Here is a 14,446-nt window from a genome sequence, read left to right as displayed (position 1 = left end):
ACCCCGGCGGCACGGATCCGGGGCCCCGGCGGCACGCGTCGCGCCCGGCGCCCGCGACCTAGGGTGAGGGCATGCATCCGCTCGACGCCCAGGACCCGCACCGCCGCCACCCGCACGCTCACAACCGCGCCCGCGCCACTCACCCCCGCACCCTCCGCCTCCTCCCGCCCGGAGCCCCGCGCATGAGGGTCACCGACACGAGCGACCTGTGGTGGCGCACCGCCGTCTTCTACAACCTCGACGTGAAGACGTTCATGGACTGGGACGACGACGGCGTCGGCGACCTCGAGGGCCTCGTCCACCGGATCGACTACCTGGCCGAGCTCGGCGTCAGCTGCCTCTGGCTCGCGCCGTTCTACCGGTCCCCCGGCCGCGACAACGGCTACGACATCAGCGACTTCTACGGAGTGGACGAGCGCTTCGGGCACCACGGCGACGTCGTCGAGGTGATCCGGACCGCCCACGACCGCGGGATGCGTGTGATCGTCGACCTCGTCGTCAACCACACCTCGGACCAGCACCCCTGGTTCCAGGCCGCCCGCTCCTCTCGCGACAGCCCGTACCGCGACTACTACGTCTGGCGCGACGAGCCGCCCGCCGACCAGCCCGCGAACGTGTTCCCGGACGCGGAGGACGGCGTCTGGTTCCGCGACGAGGAGGCGGGCCAGTACTACCTGCACCACTTCTACCGGCACCAGCCCGACCTCAACACCGAGAACCCGGCCGTGCGCGACGAGATCGCGAAGCTCATCGGATTCTGGCTGCAGCTGGGCGTCGACGGCTTCCGGGTCGACGCGGTGCCGTACCTGATCGAGCCCGGCGAACGCGACGAGCACGAGTGGCTGCGCCTGCTGCGCCGCTTCGTCTCGCGGCGCTCCGGCGAGGCGATGCTGCTGGGCGAGGTCAACGTGACCCGCGAGGAGCAGCTCGGCTTCTTCGGCGGCGAGGACGCGGACGAGCTGTCGATGCAGTTCGACTTCATCGGCAACCAGCGCCTCTACCTCGCGCTGGCCCGGGAGGAGGCGGCGCCTCTCGTCGAGGCGCTCGCGAGCCGCCCCGAGATCTCCGTCGGCAGCCAGTGGGCGAACTTCGCGCGCAACCACGACGAGCTCACCCTCGACCAGCTGAGCGACGACGAGCGCGACGAGGTCTTCGCGGCGTTCGCTCCGGAGCAGTCGCAGCGGATCCACGGGCGCGGCATCGTCCGCCGCCTCCCGCCGATGGTCGACGGCGACCCGCGCCGCGTCCGCCTGGTCCACAGCCTGGTCTTCTCGCTGCCCGGGACCCCGGTGCTCTACTACGGCGAGGAGATCGGGATGGGCGAGAACGCCGACATCCCGGGCCGCAGCGCCGTGCGGACCCCGATGCAGTGGAGCAGCGCCGCCAACGGCGGGTTCTCGCGCGCCGACGCCTCCGACCTGATCGCCACCCCTCCCGGCGGCGGCTTCGGACCCGAGCACGTGAACGCGGCCGCGCAGCTCCAGGATCCGGACTCCCTCCTGGCCCACGTGAAGGGCCTCGCCTGGCTGTACCGGCGGTCGCCGGAGATCGGCTGCGGCGAGTACACGCACCTCCCCTGCGACGAGCCGAGCGTGCTCGCGCACCGGATGTCCGCGTCGACCGGCACGACCGTCGCGGTGCACAACCTGGCGTCGAACCCGCGCACGGCGCACCTGACGCTCCCCGACACCCCCGCCGGGGCGCGGCTGGTCGACTCCCTCGGCGGCGAGTCGCTCCCGCTCGGCGAGGACGGCGCCGTGTCGGTGCCCCTCGACGGCTACGGCGCGCGCTGGTTCCGCGTGGTCACGGAGGAGTCGCGCCGGCTGGTCTGAGCGGAGGGGCGGGGCTCTTCTCGACAGTCCAGGAGTCGTCGCAGTCGACCTCGAGTGCGACGGCTCCTGCGTTCTCGCGCGAGCGAGCCGAGCGCGCGGCTCGAGAGTCCAGTAGTCGTCGCAGTCGCGCACGAGTGCGGCAACTATCGGCGTTTCGAGGGGGGCGGGGCAGGAACGGAGGACGAAAGCACCCACCGCACGAAACGTTACGCACTCCAGTCCACGGCATCATTGACGTGACCGCTCTCCGCCGCCTACCGTGAAGCGCAACGTTTCGCCCCCGCCGCCGCACCAGGAGGATCCGCATGGCCCCCACTCCGCCGAGCCACCGCGTCCTCGCGAGCGGCAGCCGCATCCCCGCGATCGGCGCCGGGACGTTCGGCTCCGACCGCTACGACGCCGAGACCGTCGGCCTCGCGGTCGAGCACTCCCTCCGCGCCGGCTTCCGCCTCCTCGACTGCGCCACCGTCTACGGCAACGAGCCGCGCGTCGGCCGGGCGATCGCCGACTCCGGAGTCGACCGCGACGAGCTCTTCGTCATGTCGAAGATCTGGAACGACGCGCACGAGCCCGCGGCGGCCGTCGCCTCCGTCGAGCGCTCGCTCGCCGATCTCGGCCTCGACGTGCTCGACGCCGTCTTCGTGCACTGGCCCTTCCCCAATCACCACCCGCCGCACGCCGAGACCGACGCACGCGATCCGCACGCCCGCCCGTACGTCCACGAGGCGTTCCTCGAGACCTGGCGAGCGCTCGAGAGCCTGGTCGACCGGGGCCTCGTCCGGCACCTCGGCACCTCCAACGTCACCATCCCCAAGCTCGAGCGGATCCTCGCCGACGTCCGCATCGCCCCGCAGCTGAACGAGATGGAGCTGCACCCCTGCTTCCAGCAGCCGGAGCTGTTCCGCTTCTGCCTCGACCACCGCATCCAGCCGATCGGCTACTCGCCGCTGGGCTCGCCGTCGCGGCCGGAGCGCGACCGGGTGGAGGGCGACATCGTCGACATCGAGCACCCCGCGGTGCGGGCGATCGCCGAGGAGCGGGGCGTGCATCCGGCCGTCGTGTGCCTCGCCTGGGCGGTGAACCGCGGCCAGATCCCGATCCCGTTCGCGGTGAAGCCGGAGCAGATCGAGGCGAACCTGGCCGCCGCCTCCCTGGTGCTCACGGCCGAGGAGCAGGAGGCGCTGCGCGGCGCCGAGCGCAACAACCGGCTGATCAAGGGCCAGGTCTTCCTCTGGCCCGGCAGCACCGGCTGGCTCGACCTGTGGGACGCCGACGGCACGATCCCGGGCTGGAGCGGCTACGGCTCGCCCCGCGCCACCCTGTGACGTGGCCACCTACAAGGACCTGCAGCGGCTGACCGGCCTCTCGCTCTCGACCATCTCGAAGCACTACAACGGGCTCCCCGTGCGCCCCGAGAACCGGGCGGCGATCGAGGCGGCGGCCGCCGAGGTCGGCTTCCGCGTCAACGGCTTCGCTCGAGGCCTGCGCTCGCGGCGCTCCCGCACGGTCGGAGTGCTGCTGCCCGCCCTCGACAACGAGTTCCACCTCTCGATCATCGCGGGCCTCGAGCGGGCCCTGCGCGGAGAGGGCATCGGCGTGCTGGTCGGCGTGAGCCGCCCCGAGCCGGGAGCCGCGGTCGACCTGCTGCTCGAGAAGATGGTCGACGGGATCGTGGCGGTGCCGTCCGCGGGCGACGTCGACGCGCTGCGCCGCGCCTCCGAGCAGGGCACCCCCGTGGTGGCCGTCGACTGGATCGACGACGCACTGGTCACCGATCGCGTCGCGCTCGACAACGCGGGCGCCGGCGCCTCCGCCGCCCGCCACCTCCTCGACCACGGCCACCGCTCGATCGCGGTGCTCGGCGGGGAGGACGGAGTGTCCTCCACCCGGGAGCGGACCGCCGGCTTCCTCGCCGCCCTGGCCGAGCGCGGCGTGCACCCCGCCGCCGACGCCGTGGTGCGCGGCCCGCTGACGGTCGAGAGCGGGGTCGCCGCCGTCGAGCGGATCCTCGCCCTGAGCCCCCGGCCGACCGCCCTGTTCGCGAGCAACCGCGAGCTGACGGTCGGCGCCCTGATCGCCCTCGGCGACTCCGGGCTGCGCGTGCCGACGGACCTCTCCGTCGTCGGCTTCGACAACGTCGAGCTGGCCCGCGTGGTCCGCCCGCACCTGACCACGATCGCCCAGCCGACGGAGGCGATCGCCGCCGAGGCCGCCGCCCTCGTCCGCCTCCGCCTCGACTCCGGGGCGGAGCAGCCCGGCCCCCAGGAGCGGAGGCTTCCCGGCCGCCTGCTCGCCGGCTCGTCCGTCGCCCACCTCCACGACCTCTAGGAGCTCCTCTTGCTGACCACGACCCTCCTCCACCCCGAGATCCTGCACGCGCTCGCCCGCGCGGGCCACGGCTCCCGCGTCCTCATCGCCGACGGCAACTACCCCGTCGGCACCACGCTCGGACCGAACTCCGCCCTGGTGCACCTGAACCTCCGGCCCGACATGCTGACCGTCGACGAGATCCTCGACGCCCTTCTCTCGGCGATCGTCGTCGAGGAGGCGACGGTCATGACCCCCGCGCCTGGGATCGACGTCCCCGCGCAGGACGCCTTCCGCCGGTCCCTCGACGGCGTCCCCTTCACCTCGCTCGAGCGGCACGCCTTCTACGCCGAGGCGCGCACGCCCGACGTCGCGCTCACCATCGCCTCGGGCGACCGCCGCATCTACGCGAACCTCATCCTCACGATCGGCGTGCGCCCGGCCGACGCGTCCTGAGCGGGCGGGCGGGGCGTCGCCCCGCCCGACCCACTCCCTGAGAGTCCACGAGGCGTTCTCACGGCCGGCATCCCTACTCTGGTCGGCGTGGATCTCGACACCCTCCTCAACATCGGCCTCGTCGTGCTGTTCGTCCTCCTCGGAGGCGTCTTCGCGGGCACCGAGATGGCCATCGTCAGCCTCCGCGAGAGCCAGGTCCGCGCGATCGAGGCCGGCAGCGAGCGCGGCCGGCGCATCGCCGAGCTCGTCCGCAATCCCAACACGTTCCTCTCCGCGGTCCAGATCGGTGTCACGCTCGCCGGCTTCTTCTCCTCGGCGTACGGCGCCTCGACCATCGCGCCCGACCTCGTGCCGCCGCTGCAGTCGCTCGGCCTCTCGGCCTCCGCCGCCTCGACCGTCGCCCTGATCCTGATGACCCTCGTCATCGCGTACCTCTCCCTGGTGCTGGGCGAGCTGGTCCCCAAGCGCCTGGCGATGCAGAAGTCCGTCGCGTTCACCAAGGCCCTCGCGCCCCCGCTCAACGCCCTGGCGCGCCTGATGCGCCCCGTGATCTGGCTGCTGTCCGTCTCGACCGACGCCGTCGTCCGCCTCCTCGGCGCCGACCCGCGCGAGAAGGGCGAGAGCGTCTCGGCCGACGAGGTGCGCGACATGATCTCCAGCAACACCGAGATCCACGAGGACAGCCGCCGGCTGCTCACCGACATCTTCCGCGCGGACGACCGCCGCGTCGCCGAGGTGATGCGCCCGCGCCCGGACGTCGACTTCCTCCGCGGCGCGCTCAGCGTGGCCGAGGGCTACGCGGCGGTCCTCGACCAGCCGCACTCGCGCTACCCGGTGGTCGGCGACGACTTCGACGACGTGCTCGGCTTCGTCCACGTGCGCGACCTGATGTCCGCGTTCCCGGAGGCGGGCCGCGCCGGCACCGCGAGCAGCGTCGCCGACATCACCCGCCCGATCCTCGCGGTCCCCGGTACGACGAAGGTGCTCGCGGCCCTGCGCACCATGCGGCAGGACGGCCACCAGATCGCCGTCGTCATCGACGAGTACGGAGGGACCGACGGCATCATCACGCTGGAGGACCTGCTCGAGGAGCTCGTCGGCGAGATCTACGACGAGTACGACGGCGCCCGCCAGGCGGTCGACGCGAAGGCGGCCGAGCAGCTGCACGACGTCGACGGCGGGATGATCCTCGAGGACCTGGCGGAGCAGCTGGGCATCGAGCTGCCCGAGGGTCCGTACGAGACGGTCGGCGGGTTCGTCCTCGACCGGATCGGCCGTGTGGCCGTCGTGGGCGACTCCGTGCTCGTCGGCGACCACCTGCTCCGCGTGGCCGAGACGGACCGCTACCGCATCTCGCGGCTGACCCTCGTGCCGCAGCCCGCATCGGAGCCGAGCCCGCCGACGGCGCCCGCCGTCTGACGGGCGACCGGCCGCGCCTAGGGCAGAGGGCCCTCCACCCAGCGCGTGGCGGCGCGGCCGCGGGCTCCGGGCTGCGCGATCCACAGTCCGCCGGCGTGCGGATGACGCGCCCGTTCGTCCGCCGAGAGGTCGCGTGATGCGGAGGTGACGACCGCGATGTCCAGGTCCTCCCCCGCGAAGGCGATGCTGGAGGAGTGCGGGGCGTCGATCCTGATGCCCGCGCCCTCGACCGGGCTGCCGTCGGCCTCGAACACTCGAACGCCGCTCCCGCCCCAGACCGCGACCCACACGCGGCCGTCGGCGTCCACGGTCAGTCCGTCGGCGAACACGCCCTCCTCGAGCTCGACGAAGGGCTCGCGCGGGCCGTGCTCGGCGTCCGCGTAGGAGCGGCGGTGGATCACGCCCGACTCGGTGTCGGCCGAGTACAGCACGGAGCCGTCCGGCGAGAAGCCGAGTCCGTTCGAGAGCCGCAGGTCGTCGTCGAGCACGGTGACGGATCCGTCGTGCTCGATGCGCAGCAGGACGTCGTCGCCCGCCGACTCGCCGAGGGTCAGCGAGCCGACCAGGAGGCGCCCCTGCGGGTCGATCGTGCCGTCGTTGAAGCGGTGCCCCTCCGGCAGCAGCTCGGAGCCGCGCGTGAGGGAGCCGTCGACCTCCAGGATCGCGAGCCGCCGGGTCAGCGCGACGAGCGTCCGCCCGTCGCCCAGGGGCAGCGCGGCGCCGACCTGCTCGCCGACGTCGGTGCGCGAGATCGCTCCGATCCCCTCCGCGGTGACGGGGGCGGACAGGACCGCGCCGGCCTCGATGTCGACCCAGGTGAGGCGGGCGGTGTCCGGATCCCAGACGGGCCCCTCGCTGAGGACGTAGGTGGGGGTGCCCGCGGGCGTCGCGTCGATCATGCCTCCACGCTAGGCCGAGGAGGCGGGCGGTGTCAGGCCCCGCGGGACGGATCCGGGCTCGCGTCCACCGCGCCTCGCTCCGGATCCGTACCGATGAGCTCCGCGCCGCGCTCCGCCCCCGGGTGGGCACCGGTCCCCGGAATACACCCGCTCGGCGGTCCGTGACAAGGGGTGAATAGCCCGGCGATATGGAGCCGCCCGCGGGTCTAGTGTCGTCTCGCCGCGCTCGGGACAGCGTTCCTCCGCAACGACGCCGGGGCGACAGGAAGGCGCTCGCCATGTCGACATCCACCAGTCCGCGCGGCCCGGTCCGGAGCCTCGTGCCCGCCCGCATCGACAGGCTCCCCTGGACCCGCTTCCACTGGTCGATCGTCGTCGGCCTCGGCTTCTCGTGGGTGCTGGACGGCCTCGAGATCCAGATCGTCGCCTCCGCCGGCTTCGCGAAGGAGTTCGGGCTCTCGGCCTTCGAGGTCGGCCTGCTCGGCACGATCTACCTGTGCGGCCAGATCGCGGGCGCCCTGATCTTCGGGCGGCTGAGCGACAAGCTCGGGCGGCGCAAGCTGTTCATCCTGACGCTCGTCATCTACCTGGTCGCCAGCGGCCTGGCGGGACTCGCGCCGAACTACGTCTTCCTCGCCGTGTTCCGCTTCTTCGCGGGCATGGGGATCGGCGGCGAGTACGCGGCGATCAACTCCGCGATCGACGAGCTCATCCCCTCCAAGTACCGCGGCCGCGTCGACATCGCGATCAACGGCACCTACTGGGGCGGCGCGGCTCTGGGCTCCGCGGCCAACCTGTTCTTCCTGAACGACGCGCTCTTCGCCGAGAACGTCGGCTGGCGCCTCGGCTTCTTCCTCGGCCCGATCCTCGGACTGGCGATCATCTACCTCCGCCGCCACATCCCCGAGAGCCCGCGCTGGCTGATGACGCACGGCCGCGAGGAGGAGGCGGAGCGCACCGTCGACGAGATCGAGCGCCGAGTGGAGGCGGAGGGCGGCGTGCTCGAGCCTGTCGACGACGCGAAGGCGATCACCGTGAAGGCGACGGAGAGCATCCCGTTCCGCACCATCGCCCGGGTGCTGCTGCGGCAGTACCCGAAGCGGACGCTGGTGGGCGCGACGATGATGATCACCCAGTCGTTCCTCTACAACGCGATCTTCTTCACCTACGCTCTGGTGCTCGAGAACTTCTACGGAGTCGAGCAGAGCGCGATCTCGTACTTCTTCTTCCCGTTCGCGATCGGCAACCTCGTCGGGCCGCTGGTGCTCGGCCACCTGTTCGACGTGTGGGGCCGGCGGAAGATGATCTTCCTCACCTACGGCGTCTCGGGAGCGGTCCTGGCCGTCTCGGCGGTCCTCTTCAGCATGGACGTCCTGACCGCGACCACGCAGACGATCCTCTGGTGCGTGTCGTTCTTCTTCGCCTCCGCCGGAGCCTCGAGCGCCTACCTCACCGTGAGCGAGATCTTCCCCCTCGAGCTGCGCAGCCAGGCGATCTCGTACTTCTTCACCCTCGGCCAGATCGCCGGAGCGGTCGCCCCCGCCCTCTACGGCGCCCTGATCGGCGACGGCAGCGACCGCGGCCCGCTGACGATCGGCTACTTCGTCGGCGCCGCCGTGATGATCCTCGGCGGCGTGATCGCCCTGATCTTCGGCGTCGACGCCGAGCGCCGCAGCCTCGAGAGCATCACCGAGCCTCTGTCGACCGTGAAGTCCTGAGGGCGGATCGCCGCGAGGCCGGGAGCCGTTCCGAGGCGTCTCGGAGCCGGCGTCTCGGGGCCGGCGTGGGCCGCCGTCAGTGGGCCGGGCGGTAGCCGGTCCGGTCGTCGGGGGTGATCTGGCGGAGGACGCGGGCGGGGACGCCGGCGGCGATGGTGAGCGGAGGGACGTCGCGGGTGACGACGCTGCCCGAGCCGATCACGGCCCCGTCGCCGATGGTGACGCCCTGGTTGATCGTGACGCCGCCGCCGATCCAGACGCCGTCGCCGACGACGACCGGCTTCGCAGTGCAGGCGCCGGCGGCGCGCTCCGCCGGGTCGAGGGCGTGGTTCGACGTGTAGATCGAGACGCGCGGGCCGAACAGCACGTCGTCGCCGATCGTGATGGGGGCGCCGTCGAGCAGGATGCAGTCGAAGTTCGCGTAGAAGCGGTCGCCGATCGTGATGTTGAACCCGAACTCGCAGCGGAACGTCGGCTCGAGGTGCGCGTCCGCGCCCACCGAGGCGACGAGCTCGCGGAGCAGAGCCTCCCGCTCGACCGGCGAACGCCCGAAGCTCGCGTTGTACGCGTTCGAGGCGAGGACAGCCCGCTCGCGCGCGGCGACCAGCTCGGGGGTCATGTCGTCGTACACGGCGCCGGTCAGGATGTGCGCGCGCTGGTCCTCGAGGGTCATCGTCGTCCGTTCGTCGGTGTCGGCGCCCCGACGGGCGCCCGCGCCCACGCTACGGGGCCGCCGCGCGCCGGGACACCGCCTCCTCCGCCGACGCACCGCTCCTGCCGCGGTGTCTCGATGACGGAGAGGCGTCTCGGCGGAATCCCGCAGCAGGAGCGGCACCTCCGCGCCGCCACGCCCCCGCCTCGCAGCAGGCGTCAGCCCACGTGCACGCCAGGCCGGCGGTCGCGGCGGGACTCCGCGCGGCGGAGGACCTCGCGGGTGACGGGGGCGACCTCGCCGGTGCCGGTGATGAGGAAGCGGAACATGTTCGAGATGGGGCCGCCCTCGGTCCACTCGAAGTAGACGTCCGGGATCACGCCGGTGAGGTCGCGGATCTCGAGCAGCACCGTGGCGATGGTGTTCGGGATGTTGCCGCTGGTCACCGTCAGCACGCGGAAGCCGTGGCAGACGCGGCCCTGCACGACCAGGTCCTCCTCGAAGTCGGAGGAGTCGGTGGTGTGCACCTCGAGGAAGAGCACCGGGCCGCGCATCGGCAGGTTGCTGTCGCGCTGCTCCTCCGCCAGCTTGTCCCGGTACTCCGCCTCGGAGCCGTCGTCGGGCTCGTTCGCGAGGATGCGGATCACGCCGTAGTCGTCGGCGTCCGTGGTGAGGAAGTCGATCGCTGCGGCGTCGAACACCACGGAGGTGGCGCGCAGCTGGAACGAGCGGTGCACCCGCGAGACGAGCGAGACCGCGAGGATGCCGACGATGAAGACCGCCGCGATCCGCACGCCGTCGGGCCTCTCGACCACGTTCACGACCGTCGTGTAGACGAAGACCAGCGCGATGACCGCGAAGCCCACGGCGCGCTTGCGCTGCTTCCTGCGCTTCGCCGAGAGGAACACGGCGACGGACGCGGAGGTGATCAGCACCAGCACGCCGGTCGCGTAGGCGCCGCCCTGCGCGTCGACGTCGGCGCGGAAGAGGATCGTGATGACGAAGGCCACGACGGTGAAGACGAGCACGAGCGGACGGACGGCGCCGGCCCACTGCGGCGCCATGCCGTAGCGGGGCAGGTAGCGCGGGACGATGTTGAGCAGGCCGGCCAGCGCGGAGGCGCCCGCGAACCAGAGGATGCAGATCGTCGCGACGTCGTAGACCGTGCCGAAGCCCTCGCCGAGGTACTCGTGCGCGAGGTAGGCCAGCGCGCGGCCGTTGGCCTCGCCGCCCGGCTGGAACTGCGCCTGCGGGATGAGCAGCGTGGTGACGAAGCTCGAGGTGATGAGGAACGCCGACATCGTGACGGCGGCGGTGATGAGCAGCCGCTTCGCCCCGCGGATGCGGCCGACGGGGGCGTCCTCGGTGTCGCCCGCGTCGCCGCGGATCTGCGGCATGACCGCGACCCCGGTCTCGAAGCCGGAGAGCCCGAGCGCGAGCTTGGGGAACACGATGAGCGCGATGCCGACCATGATCAGCGGATTCCCGTGCTGGGTCGTGAGCGCCGACCACCAGTCGCCGATGACGACGGGGTTCTCGGCCACGTGCCCGATCGCCACGGCGATCACGATCGCGTTGAGCAGGAGGAACACGGCCACGAGCACGACCGCGATCGAGATGGCCTCGCGGAACCCGCGCAGGAACACGATCCCCAGCAGGGCGATCAGCCCCAGCGTGAGCGGCACCTCCGCCCCGTGGAACCAGGCGGGGGCGAACGGGTTCTCGACCGCGTGCGCCGTCGCGTCGGCCGCCGAGAGGGTGATCGTGATCATGAAGTCGGTGGCCGCGAACCCCAGCAGCACCAGCACGAAGAGCTTGCCGCCCCACCAGGGCAGCAGGCGCTCGAGCATCGCGATCGACCCCTCGCCGCGGAAGCTCTCGCGGGCCACGCGGCGGTAGACGGGGAGCGCGCCGAGGAGGGTCAGCACCACCAGGACGATCGTCGCGAGCGGAGAGACGAGGCCCGCGGCGAGCGCCGCGATGGCCGGCTGGTAGCCGAGGGTCGAGAAGTAGTCGACGCCGGTGAGGCACATGACGCGCCACCACGAGTGCGTCCTGCCGGTGGCCGCGTGGGGGCCGGGGTGCGCTCCGGAGTCGTCGCGGAGGCCCTCGAGGAGCCACGCCTTCACCCCGCCCGCGCGCGCGGAGGAGAGAGGGGAGGGTTCGAGGGCGTCGGGGTCGCCACGGACGACGGAAGAGGTCACTGGATGTTTCTACTCGCCGTGAGGAGCGCGCCCGCCCGGAATGAGCGGATCCTCACGCTTTCCTCACGGGTAATCGGCTGGGGAGGGACGTCGGCGCGCGATCCCGCGTCGTGAGGGGGTCGTGAGCGTCGCGCGAGCGGACCGTGCGGATCGGCCCGGTGCGCGTCCGCGTTCCGTCAGGATCCCCTTGCACCCGCCGTCGCGGGCAGACGATGGCGCTCGTGCACCTGCTCCTCCGCCTCCTCGACGCCGGTCCCCGCTGGGGCCGCCACACCGTCGGCGCGAGCCGGTACGGCGTCGTCCGGAGCGAGCTCGTCGTCTTCGCACCAGGCACCTCCGTCGAGGAGCGCAGGCGCCTCCGCCTGCACGCGGCCGGTCCGCAGCTGGTCGTGGCCGTGACGGCCGCCGGCGCCGTCGGGACGCTCGCGCTCGACCGGCTGCCGCTCCTCCTGCTGGCCGCGCTCGCCCTGCCGACCGCGTCGCTCCTGCTCCTCTCGGCCCGCTCGACCCGCCGCCTCCGCCGGGCCTGCGCCCGTCGGCTCGTGATCGCGGACGTCGACTCCCCCGCCGTCGCCGAGCAGGCGGCGATCGCTGCCGCGCTGCGGCGGGCCGACAGGCTGCTCGACGCCGGCGTCCTCACTCCGCTCGAGCACGAGGAGGTGTGGGCCTGCGCCCACGACCGGGTCGCGGGCCGCGTGGCTGACCGCCGCTCCCAGCCCCGGGCGGGAGGATCGGGGACGTCCGCCACCGATGGGAGCCCCTCATGACCACACCGCGCCGCGCACTGATCCTCGTCGACGTGCAGCAGGAGTACTTCAGCGGTCCGCTCGAGATCCAGTACCCGCCGCACGCGCAGTCGCTGCCGAGGATCGCCGCCGCCCTCGACTCCGCCGCCGCCGCGGGCCTCCCGGTCGCCGTCGTCCAGCACAGCGCGGGCGAGGGAGCGCCGATCTTCGACCCGTCGGGTCCGTCCTTCGCGCTGCACCCGGAGATCGAGAAGCGCCGCTCGGATTCGTGGAAGAACGTCACGAAGCAGTTCGGCACGGTCTTCGCGGGGACCGACCTGCTCGACTGGCTCCGCGAGCACGACGTCGACACGATCACCCTCGTCGGCTACATGACCAACAACTGCATCCTCGCCTCGGCCGCCGAGGCCGAGACGCACGGGCTCCGCGCCGAGGTCCTCTCGGACGCGACGGGCGCGATCGCGATCGCGAACGACGCCGGCACGATCGACGCGCACTCCCTGCACACCACGCTGATGGCGCTGCTCAACTCGAACTTCGCCGCCGTCGCCCCGACCACCGTCTGGATCTCGGCGCTCAAGGGCGAGTACACGCTCCCGATGAGCAGCCTGCCCGAGTCGGCGACGGCGGGCGCCGCTCGCTGACGGGCACTCCTCCGGACGGATCGGCCGGCTCTACTCTCGGTGCATGGCCCTTCTGCACCGTGCGACGATCACCCCCGGGAAGCTCGAGATCGTGGAGGCATGGGCGCCGACGCAGCCCTGGTGCGAGGGCGGCGGATTCACGCTGCTCGGCGCCTACCGGTTCGACGACCCCGATGGCGAGGTGGGAGTGGAGACGCTGATCGTCCAGTCGACCGGGCAGCCGCCGCTCCAGGTGCCGCTGACCTACCGCGGCTCGCCTCTCGCCGGCGGTGACGCGCATCTCCTCGCGACCGTCGAGCACACCGTCCTCGGTCGTCGCTGGGTCTACGACGGTGCCGGCGACCCCGTCGCGATCGCCGCCTTCGCCACGGCGATCCGCACCGGCGCCCGGGAGGTCGAGCAGCATTTCGAGGAGGACGGGCAGCGCATCGTCCGCCCGCCGACCGCGACGGTGCAGGGCAGCGGATCAGGCGCCGGAGCGTCCGGGCCGCCGTCGACGGTGCTCGTCCGCAGCGACGCACGGACCACCACGACCTCGGCCGACGGTCTGACTCTCGTCCTCGCGCGGGTCCTCGCGCCGCCGTTCCTCGAGGGCGAGGAGCGGCTGACCGGCAGGTGGAGCGAGGCGCTCCCCGTCACCCTCGCTGTCCTGGCCTGAACCGGCTCCGGTGGTCCGCCGCCCCCCGTCGCCCGGGTCGTGGGCGACGGACGGCGGCGCGCTCCGGGAGGACCCGCTCAGTGGCCGCGCAGTGCCGCGACGGTCCGAGTGGGACTAGTCGTTCAGGTGCGCGATGGCGTAGTCGGCCTCGTCGCTCGTGAACTGCTCCCCGTACTCGCTGGTCAGCTGGTCGCGGATGGCCTCCGGCGCCATCGCCATCTGGGCCTGGTAGTCCTTGGCCTTCGCCAGCGCGTTGGCGTTCCAGTCGGCGGAGACGGTGTCCACCGCGTACTGCGCGGCCTCGGGCGAGAACTGCTCCCCGTACTCGGAGGTGAGCTGGCCGTACAGGCCCGCCTTGCTCATGTGGAGCATCTCGGAGTAGCTCTGCGCCTTGATGAGTGCCGAGGCGAACTCGGGCGAGACCTGCGCAGCAGCCGCCGTCTCGACAGGCGCCGGGGCAGGGGCGACCGTCTCGACGGGTGCGGGCTCCGCCGTCTCGACGGGTGCGGGCTCCGCCGTCTCGACGACCTCCGCCTCCTCCGTGGCCGGCACGACGGGAGCGGTCGTGGGCTCGGACGACTCGACGATCACGGCCGCCGGGCGGTCGCTCGAGGCGGAGTTCACGGCGGCTCCGAAGCCGATCGTCGTCAGGAGCGAGGCGAGGACGGCCAGACCGCCGAGGACGACGCCGGTGATCGACATCGCCTTCGACTGACCGCGGCGGAGGGCGAGGATGCCCAGGATGACGGCGGCGATCCCGACGAGTGCTCCGAAGACCGGCACGAGGCCGACGAGGAACGCGACGATGCCGACGACGAGTGCGGCGATGGCGAGGCCGGTCGGGCCGGTCTTCGGAGCACTCGTCGGGATCGCCGCCGTCATCCTGGGCATCCTCGCCCTCCGCCGCGGTC

13 protein-coding genes are annotated in these 14,446 nt (G+C 72.4%); 9 read left to right on the top strand and 4 right to left on the bottom strand.

Annotation, left to right across the window (positions count from 1 at the left end):
• The first annotated feature begins 182 nt into the window (after window positions 1-182).
• From C5C33_RS16985 to C5C33_RS16965, 5 genes are all read left to right on the top strand, one after another.
• On the top strand, window positions 183-1,832 hold the full coding sequence (locus C5C33_RS16985) for an alpha-amylase family protein (RefSeq protein ID WP_104261688.1): 1,650 nt from the start codon (window positions 183-185) through the stop codon (window positions 1,830-1,832).
• Between the two features lie 305 nt (window positions 1,833-2,137).
• Window positions 2,138-3,157, top strand: coding sequence for an aldo/keto reductase (locus C5C33_RS16980; protein WP_104261686.1), 1,020 nt, complete (start codon window positions 2,138-2,140; stop codon window positions 3,155-3,157).
• Between the two features lies 1 nt (window position 3,158).
• Window positions 3,159-4,160: a LacI family DNA-binding transcriptional regulator gene (locus C5C33_RS16975; protein WP_104261685.1), complete on the top strand. Its 1,002-nt coding sequence runs from the start codon at window positions 3,159-3,161 to the stop codon at window positions 4,158-4,160.
• Window positions 4,161-4,169: 9 nt separating this feature from the next.
• The gene (locus C5C33_RS16970; protein ID WP_104225080.1) at window positions 4,170-4,595 is read left to right on the top strand and encodes an RbsD/FucU family protein; all 426 of its coding nucleotides are present in this window, start codon (window positions 4,170-4,172) and stop codon (window positions 4,593-4,595) included.
• 87 nt (window positions 4,596-4,682) lie between these two features.
• Window positions 4,683-6,014 carry a hemolysin family protein gene (locus C5C33_RS16965; protein WP_104233863.1) on the top strand — a complete coding sequence of 444 codons (1,332 nt, stop codon included), beginning with the start codon at window positions 4,683-4,685 and terminating at the stop codon, window positions 6,012-6,014.
• Window positions 6,015-6,031: 17 nt separating this feature from the next.
• Here the strand turns inward: C5C33_RS16965 and C5C33_RS16960 are convergent, their stop codons facing one another.
• Window positions 6,032-6,913 (bottom strand): SMP-30/gluconolactonase/LRE family protein, encoded by an 882-nt coding sequence (locus C5C33_RS16960; protein ID WP_104261684.1) that lies wholly within the window; start codon window positions 6,911-6,913, stop codon window positions 6,032-6,034.
• A 278-nt stretch (window positions 6,914-7,191) separates the two neighbouring features.
• On the opposite strand from C5C33_RS16960, the gene C5C33_RS16955 reads away from it, so the two are divergent.
• Window positions 7,192-8,631 carry an MFS transporter gene (locus C5C33_RS16955; RefSeq protein ID WP_104225083.1) on the top strand — a complete coding sequence of 480 codons (1,440 nt, stop codon included), beginning with the start codon at window positions 7,192-7,194 and terminating at the stop codon, window positions 8,629-8,631.
• Window positions 8,632-8,707: 76 nt separating this feature from the next.
• Here the strand turns inward: C5C33_RS16955 and C5C33_RS16950 are convergent, their stop codons facing one another.
• Together C5C33_RS16950 and C5C33_RS16945 are read right to left on the bottom strand one after the other, a co-directional pair.
• A complete protein-coding gene (locus tag C5C33_RS16950) occupies window positions 8,708-9,304 on the bottom strand; it encodes a sugar O-acetyltransferase (RefSeq protein ID WP_104261687.1) in 597 nt (198 codons plus the stop codon).
• Window positions 9,305-9,501: 197 nt separating this feature from the next.
• The gene (locus tag C5C33_RS16945; RefSeq protein ID WP_374953291.1) at window positions 9,502-11,487 is read right to left on the bottom strand and encodes an amino acid permease; all 1,986 of its coding nucleotides are present in this window, start codon (window positions 11,485-11,487) and stop codon (window positions 9,502-9,504) included.
• A 221-nt stretch (window positions 11,488-11,708) separates the two neighbouring features.
• Between C5C33_RS16945 and C5C33_RS16940 the strand changes: the two genes are divergently transcribed.
• Genes C5C33_RS16940 through C5C33_RS16930 form a run of 3 tightly spaced genes read left to right on the top strand, consistent with a single transcriptional unit; the run spans window position 11,709 to window position 13,535 of the window.
• A complete protein-coding gene (locus tag C5C33_RS16940; RefSeq protein ID WP_146078891.1) occupies window positions 11,709-12,254 on the top strand; it encodes a DUF6611 family protein in 546 nt (181 codons plus the stop codon).
• Entirely contained in the window at window positions 12,251-12,877 is a 627-nt protein-coding gene (locus tag C5C33_RS16935) for an isochorismatase family protein (protein ID WP_104261683.1), read from the top strand. Before C5C33_RS16940 ends, C5C33_RS16935 begins: the two co-directional genes overlap by 4 nt.
• Window positions 12,878-12,920: 43 nt before the next feature.
• Window positions 12,921-13,535, top strand: coding sequence for a hypothetical protein (locus C5C33_RS16930; RefSeq protein ID WP_104248269.1), 615 nt, complete (start codon window positions 12,921-12,923; stop codon window positions 13,533-13,535).
• A 114-nt stretch (window positions 13,536-13,649) separates the two neighbouring features.
• Here C5C33_RS16930 and C5C33_RS16925 read toward each other — a convergent pair whose 3' ends face one another.
• Window positions 13,650-14,417: an Ltp family lipoprotein gene (locus tag C5C33_RS16925; protein ID WP_258069277.1), complete on the bottom strand. Its 768-nt coding sequence runs from the start codon at window positions 14,415-14,417 to the stop codon at window positions 13,650-13,652.
• Window positions 14,418-14,446 lie beyond the last annotated feature (29 nt).

Source organism: Rathayibacter sp. AY1H3 (genome assembly GCF_002932015.1).
The sequence above is the reverse complement of the archived record's forward strand: the minus strand, read 5'-3'. Positions and strand labels throughout refer to the sequence as shown.